This window comes from Crenobacter intestini, assembly GCF_004919095.1.
GTDB classification, from domain to species: Bacteria; Pseudomonadota; Gammaproteobacteria; order Burkholderiales; family Chromobacteriaceae; genus Craterilacuibacter; species Craterilacuibacter intestini.
In genome coordinates this window covers 118,851-125,792 of record NZ_STGJ01000012.1, presented here as the reverse complement: position 1 = coordinate 125,792, position 6,942 = coordinate 118,851, and the positions used below count along the sequence as shown (strand labels likewise).

The following is a 6,942-nucleotide window of genomic DNA, read 5'->3' as shown; positions in this document are numbered from 1 at the left end:
TCACCACGTTGTCGCCACCCACCACGATCAGGTCGAGGTTGATGCCCAGCTCCGGCGCCACGGTGTCGACACTGCCTGCATCACTTGCCTTGCTGGTGTTACCAGCAGGATCTTTCACGCTGGCGTCGGCCTTGTAGCCGCCTTCGGCCAGCGGCTGCGTGACGTCCACGCTGTAGCTGCCGTCCGGCTTCACGGTGGTGGTCAGCGTCTGCTGATTACCCTTGGCGTCGGTCACCACGATGGTGACGGTGCTGCCTGCCGGCGCGTCGGTCTTGCCGGTGATGGTCGGCGTGGTGTCTTGGGTGTTGTCCGGTGCGTTGACGGTGATGGTCGGCGCGGTGGCGTCGACCAGCGCCTCTTCACGGGTGGTGGCCGCCAGTCCTTCGCGCTCCGGCACCACCCGCGCCTCCACACGGGCGGTTTCCAGGTTCAGTTCGTTCAGGGTCTCGACGATGCGGCCCAGGCGGACGAAGCCGTGGCCGCCGTCGGCTCCGCTGCCGCCGGTCAGGCCGGCGGCGGTTTCTTCGAGCACGCCCAGCGGGTCTTCGTTGCTGTTGAGCGCGGCGATCACCTTCTCGGCTTCGGCGCTCAGCGGGGTGACGCGCGCTTCGCTGGCGTCGACGACGTTCGGCTGCAGGGTTTCCTCGGCCAGTAGTACGGAGCGGCCGCCGTCGAGACTGACTTCCTGACCGTCGGGGCGCTCGAAGGTGAGCGCCGCGCCGTTGGCAAGCTCGATCCGCTCTCCGGTGGCGACCATGTCGCCCGCCTTGAGTACACGCACACTGCCGTCGGCCGCTACGGCCCTGACTACACCCTGAATGGCGACCACTTTACCTTGAGCCATGACCCGTCCTTCGCTGACACGATTGAGATGCTGTCAGGGTAAGACGACAAATGCGAAAGGAATATCGCACCGAAGGACAATACGGCGCGTCGCAAAGCAAAACGGCAGCCATACGGCTGCCGTTGGGCGGGTGAGGGCTGCGCTCAACCCAGCTTGATCAGTAACTGCAGCCTGTCTTCCACGCCGAACTTCTCGAACAGGTGACTCAGGTGCGCCTTGACGGTGCGCTCGGCGATCGAGAGTTCGCGCGCGATCTCCTTGTTGGAGAGGCCGCGGCGCAGCGCGGCGACCACCTCGGCTTCGCGCGCGGTCACCTTGTCGCGCCACGCGCCATCGCCGGCGGGCAGGCGGCCGGCGAGCTGGCGGCACAGTTGCGCGAGCAGTTCGCGGCCGACCCAACTGGCGCCGCCTTCCACGGTGGCAACCACCTGGCACAGCACGTCTTCGGTCGAGTACGCGTGCGCGTAGCCGGCCGCGCCGCGGCCGAGCCAGGCGACGCCCTCGGCGTTGTCGGGCACCGAGCTCAGCGCGACCACCCGGGCGCGCGCGCACAGCGCCGGCCAGTTGGCGGCGTCCACAGCCGGCATGGCGAGGTCGACCAGCACGGTCTGCCCGGGCTCGAGCGTCGAGGCAAGCGTCGCCGTATCGGCGACCCGCCAGCAGCGCCCGGGCCCCAGCGCGGCGCGCCAGGTGTCGGCCAGCGCCTCGCTCAGGGTCAGCAGCAAAATCTTCATGGCCAGTCTCCTTGTCTCAGCGTTCGGTCAGCGCGGCGGCCTTGGCGCGCAGCACCGGCTTGAGCAGGTAGGACAGGATGCTCTTCTTGCCGGTCATGATGTCCACCTGCGCGACCATGCCGGGGATGATCGGCAGCTTCGCCTCACCCAGGCTCGAGCCCTTGGTGCGCACCTTGACGATGTAGAAGGCGTTGCCCTTCTCGTCGGTCACGGTGTCGGCGCCGATGGTCTCGACCACGCCCTGCATGCCGCCGTACACCGTGAAGTCGTACGCGGTGTAGCGCACCACCGCCGGCTGGCCGGGGCGCAGGAAGGCGATGTCGCGCGGCGTGATGCGCGTCTCCAGCAGCAGCGATTCGTTCAGCGGCACGATCTCGACGATGTCCTTGCCCGGCTGCACCACGCCGCCGACGGTGTTGTTGTACAGGCGCTTGACCTCGCCGCGCACCGGGCTGCGGATCTCGGATAATTTCACCTTGTCCTTGAGGCCGACGCTGCCCTCGGACAGCGCGCCGACCTTGCCCAGCGTCTCCGAGAGCTCGGTGCTCGCCTGGTTGCGGAACATCAGCTCCACCTCGTCGATCTTGCGCTGCGCCTCGGCGATCGCCGCCTGGATGCGCGGCACCTGCGCCGCGGCCATGTCGCGCTCGCCGCGGTAGCGGCTGACGTCGCGCTCCAGCCTGAGCAGGTCGACGTCGGACACCGCGCCGGTCGCCTTCAGCGGACGGGTGACCGACAGTTCCTGGTTGGTCAGCGCGAGGCCCTGCGCGGCCTGATCGCGGCGGGCGACCGCCTCGTTCAGCTCCTGCCTGCGCTGCGCGAGCTGCTGGCGCGCGATCGCCACCGACGCGTCCAGCTCCATCTTCTTGCTCTGGTAGAGGTCCATCTCCTGGCGGGCGATGTCGGGTGCACGCTCGAGCACTTCCTGGGGCAGCGCGAACGCCTCGCCGTTGGCGATCGCCTTCAGGCGCGCCGCCTTGGCCGCCTGCGACAGGTATTGCGCCTGGTTTTCGCGCAGCGACGACACGAAGCGGGTATTGTCGACCTTGACGAGCAACTGCCCCTTGTCGACCACCTGCCCCTCGCGCACCAGGATCTGCGAGACCACGCCGCCGTCCAGGCTCTGCAGCACCTGGTTCTGTCCGGACGCGACCACCTTGCCCTCGCCGCGCGACACCTCGTCGACCCTGGCCAGCGCCGCCCACAGGATGGCGACCACCACCACGGCGAGCATCAGCCACACGAACACCCGCGGGCGCTGCGGCTTTTGCTCAAGGATCGCCCAGTCGGCGTCGGCGGCGAAGTCGTTGCGGTCGGCGATGTCGCGCGCGCCGGCCCAGTCCATCAGCCGGTCCCACCACGGCGCGCAGCGCGCCTGCACCGAAAGCGCCCAGGCCTTGCCCTGTTCCATCCAGCGTTTCATCACGCGGCCCTCCCTACGCGGCCTTGCTGCAGCGCGGCGACCACTTCTTCGCGCGGCCCGTCGGCGACGATGCGCCCCTGGTCGACCACGATCAGGCGGTCGACTAGGTCGAGCAGGGCGTTATGGTGGGTGACCAACAGCACGGTGCGCCCCGGCGCGATCGCGCGCAGCGTCTCGCGGATGCGCGCCTCGGAGGTGTGGTCCATATTGCTGGTCGGCTCGTCCAGCAGCAGGATGGGCGGCGCGTTAAGCAAGGCGCGCGCGATGGCGACCGCCTTACGCTGGCCGCCGGACAGCGACTCGCCGCGCTCGCCGATCAGCATGTCGAAGCCCTGTGGGTGCGCGCCGACGAATTCGGTGAGGCCGGCCTGCTCGGCCGCCGCCGCCACCGACGCGTCGTACGCGTAGGGCGAGCCCATCGCGATGTTCTGCCTGAGCGAGCCGTAGAACAGCACCGGGTCCTGCGGCACGTAGCCGATATGGCGGCGCAGTTCGGCCGGGTCGATCTGCTTGATGTCGACGCCGTCGACGCGGATCGACCCGCCGGAGGGCTGGAACAGGCCGAGGATCAGCTTCTGCAGCGTGCTCTTGCCCGAGCCGACGCGGCCGATCACCGCGACGCGCTCGCCGGCACGGATGCGGAACGACACGCCCTTCAGCGCGATCATCGGGTTTTGCGGGTAGCTGAAGCTGACGTCGGAGAACTCGATCTCGCCCTTGAAGCTGACCCGGTGGAAGAAGTTGGCGTCCGCCTCGCGCTCGACGGGCATCTTCATGAAGCCGTCGAGCGAGGCGAGCGAGGTCTTGGCGTTGTGGTACTGGGTGAGCAGGCCGACCACCTGTCCCAACGGCGCCATCGCGCGGCCGGACAGCATGATCGCGGCGATCATGCCGCCCATCGACAACTGGCCCAGCATGATCATGTAGACGCCGGCCACCAGCATCGCGACCGACACCAGTTGCTGGATGAAGCCGGCAAAGTTCTGCGTGGTCGACGCCAGCAGCTTGAGCCTGGAGCCGACCTGCGCGAGGAACAGCGTCGAGCGCTCCCACTTGCCCTGCAGTTCGCCCTCGGCGCCGAGCACCTTGATGGTGTCGAGACCGGCCAGGCTCTCGACCAGGTGTGCGTTGCGCTGCGCGCCGGCGCGCAGCGTGGTCTCCGCCATCTCCTGCATCTTCGCCTGCACCAGCCACGCGAAGCCGACCATCAGCAAGGCCGCGACCAGCACCGGGATCGCCATCCACGGCGAGATCCACGCGATGACCAGCACGAACAGCAGCAAAAACGGCATGTCGATCAGCGCGGTGACCGACGCCGATGCGATGAAGTCGCGGATGGTCTCGAACGCGCGCAGGTTGGCGGCGAACGCGCCGACCGAAGCCGGGCGCGCCTCCAGCCGGATGCCGAGCACCCGCTCCATGATCAGCGCCGACAGGGTCACGTCGACCCGCTTGCTGGCCAGGTCGATCAGGTAGCCGCGCGAGACCTTGAGCAGGAAGTCGAACATGAGCACTAGCGCGCCGCCGACGGCGAGCACCCACAGGGTGTCGGTCGCCATGTTCGGCACTACCCGGTCGTACACGTTCATCGAGATGATCGGGAAGACCAGCGCGAACAGGTTGATCAGCAAGGCGGCGACCATCGCGTCGCGATAGAGCGGCGCGCTGGCGAACACCGTCTGCCAGAACCAGTGCCGCGAGCGGATCTGCGCCATCTCGGGCGCACGCTTCTCGTACTGGTAGCGCGGCTTGACCAAGATGGCGACGCCAGCGTAGCGCGCCTCCAGTTCGGCAAGCGCCACCTCGACCACCGCGTCGGGCAGCTCGGCGTAGCTCACGCGCAGGGTGTCGCCGTCACGCTCGCGCAGGATGCACGCGTCGGTGCCGTCGATGAGCAGCACCGCCGGCAGCAGCGCCTCGCGCAGCGACGCGATCGTCTGCCGCGTCACCCGCGCGGCAAGACCGGCGCGGCGCGCCGAGCGCGCGAACATCGAGGGGGAGAGCCGGTTGTCGGGAAGCGGGATGCCGGCGGTGAGCGACTCGCGGGTGACCGCGAGGCCGTAGCCGCGGGCGAGCGCGAACAGGCAATCAAGCAGGGGGTCGACGTGGGTCGACTGGCGGGAGAGCCCGGCGCCGTCGGCCGGTACTTGGGTATGAAAAGCCATGATGGGACTCGCAGACTAGGTCGGCTTTATCGGTTCGCTATAATGATTTTATACGCGCCCCGCACTCTACACGGCTTTTTATTTGAAATGAATAGATTGAAGCTGTTTGTCGCAAAAATACAAAACCCCCGCCCGTGCCTCGTGGGCGGCCAGAGCGGGGGTGAGCCGGAAAAACGGTTCAGGCGGCGGCGCGGCCGGCACGCACGAAGGCGAGCACCGACGTGAAGAACAGCGTGCACAAGGCCGCCTGCGCCCAACCGAAGGTGCTGGAGAGGCCGCTGTCGGCCCAGCCACGCATCACGCCCTCGGCGAAGAAGCCGAGGATGAACATGCTCGCCCACTGGTAGGTGTAGCGGCGCGCACGCAGGATGCCCGGCAGCGGCAACAGCAACAGCGCAGCCTTGAGCACCAGCCAGGAGCCGCCCTCGCGCAGCGGCGCCCACCACAGCTCCCAGCCGACATTCAGCAGGATCAGCGCGATCAGGCTGGAAATCGCCCCCCAGTGTGCCCACTGCCTCATGCCGCCTCCCCGTCCGTCTTGGCGGACGGCTTGCCGAGGAACACCGACAGCAGGATGCCGAGCTCGTAGAGGATCCACAGCGGCACCGCCAGCATGATCTGCGAGAGCACGTCGGGCGGGGTGACGATGGCGGCGATCACGAAGGCGCCGACGATCACGTAAGGCCGACCCTCGCGCAGTTGCTCGACGCGCAGGATGCCCATGCGGGTGAGCAGGATCACCACCACCGGCACCTCGAAGGTGACGCCGAAGGCGACGAACATGCCGAGCACGAAGGACAGGTACTTGTCGATGTCGGTCATCATCGACACTCCCTCCGGAGTGACCGAGCTCATGAAGCCGAACACCACCGGGAATACCAGGAAGTACGCGAAGGCCATGCCGATGAAGAACAGCAGCACGCTGGAGACCACCAGCGGCGCGACCAGCCTCTTCTCGTGCTGGTAGAGGCCGGGCGCGACGAACGCCCACACCTGGTACAGCGTGTTCGGCAGGGACACCAGGAAGGCAACCAGCATGGTCACCTTGACCGGCACGAAGAACGGCGCGGTCACGTCGGTCGCGATCATGCTCGCGCCGACCGGCAGCACGTCCATCATCGGTTTGGCCAGCAGCCGGTAAATGTCGCCGGCCCAGTGGAACAGGACGACGAACACGATCAGGATGCCGGCCGCGGCGCGCACCAGTCGGGTTCTGAGCTCGATCAGGTGCGCCAGCAGCGGTTGTTCTGTCATGGACGCGGGGAAGGTTCGGGTGACGGGGTCGCCGCGGCGGGCGCGGCGGGTTCAAACAGGTCGAGCTGGTTCTCGTCGCGCGGCGGGGCGCCCGGCGCGTCGTCGTCGCGGTGCGCGGCGTCGATCAGCGCCTGCGGGTCGACGTCGGCCGCCGGCGCCACCGGTACGGCGCTTACATCGTGCACGGCCTCGTTGAGCGCGGCGCCGACTTCGGCGTGCGCGTCGGCCACCGGCTGCGCGGTCTCGGCCGCCAGCGCCTTCAGCTCGCCCTCCTGGGCGCGCAGCGCCTCGTTGACCTCGTCGACCTGCCCCTGCACCTGGCTGCGCAGATCCTCGGCCGCGTTGCGCAGGTCCTCCTGCAGGCCGGTGAGGCCGGTGGCGGCCGCCTGCGCGTGCATGTCGGCCTTCACGCCGGACACGAAACGCTGCATGCGGCCGATCAGGGCGCCCAGGGTGCGAGCGACGGTCGGCAGGCGCTCGGGGCCCAGCACGATCAGCGCGATCATGCCGATGAGCACCAGC

At 68.3% G+C, this 6,942-nt stretch carries 7 protein-coding genes; all 7 read right to left on the bottom strand.

The annotated features are described in order from the left end of the window. A partial coding sequence (locus tag E5K04_RS16760) for a retention module-containing protein (protein WP_136554297.1) occupies positions 1 to 844 on the bottom strand: 844 nt, incomplete at its 3' end. Positions 845 to 987: 143 nt separating this feature from the next. Then, a complete protein-coding gene (locus E5K04_RS11775) occupies positions 988 to 1,578 on the bottom strand; it encodes a response regulator transcription factor (RefSeq protein WP_136554295.1) in 591 nt (196 codons plus the stop codon). Between the two features lie 16 nt (positions 1,579 to 1,594). Beyond that, on the bottom strand, positions 1,595 to 3,001 hold the full coding sequence (locus E5K04_RS11770; RefSeq protein ID WP_205700352.1) for an HlyD family type I secretion periplasmic adaptor subunit: 1,407 nt from the start codon (positions 2,999 to 3,001) through the stop codon (positions 1,595 to 1,597). Beyond that, positions 3,001 to 5,166, bottom strand: a complete 2,166-nt coding sequence (locus tag E5K04_RS11765) for a type I secretion system permease/ATPase (RefSeq protein WP_136554293.1) — start codon at positions 5,164 to 5,166, stop codon at positions 3,001 to 3,003. Before E5K04_RS11765 ends, E5K04_RS11770 begins: the two co-directional genes overlap by 1 nt. Positions 5,167 to 5,344: 178 nt before the next feature. Continuing rightward, on the bottom strand, positions 5,345 to 5,686 hold the full coding sequence (locus tag E5K04_RS11760; RefSeq protein WP_136554291.1) for a DUF2069 domain-containing protein: 342 nt from the start codon (positions 5,684 to 5,686) through the stop codon (positions 5,345 to 5,347). Next, positions 5,683 to 6,420: a twin-arginine translocase subunit TatC gene (gene tatC, locus E5K04_RS11755; protein ID WP_136554288.1), complete on the bottom strand. Its 738-nt coding sequence runs from the start codon at positions 6,418 to 6,420 to the stop codon at positions 5,683 to 5,685. The genes E5K04_RS11760 and tatC overlap by 4 nt, the downstream gene beginning before the upstream one ends. Next, a complete protein-coding gene (locus E5K04_RS17060; protein ID WP_407920083.1) occupies positions 6,417 to 6,926 on the bottom strand; it encodes a twin-arginine translocase TatA/TatE family subunit in 510 nt (169 codons plus the stop codon). The genes tatC and E5K04_RS17060 overlap by 4 nt, the downstream gene beginning before the upstream one ends. Positions 6,927 to 6,942 lie beyond the last annotated feature (16 nt).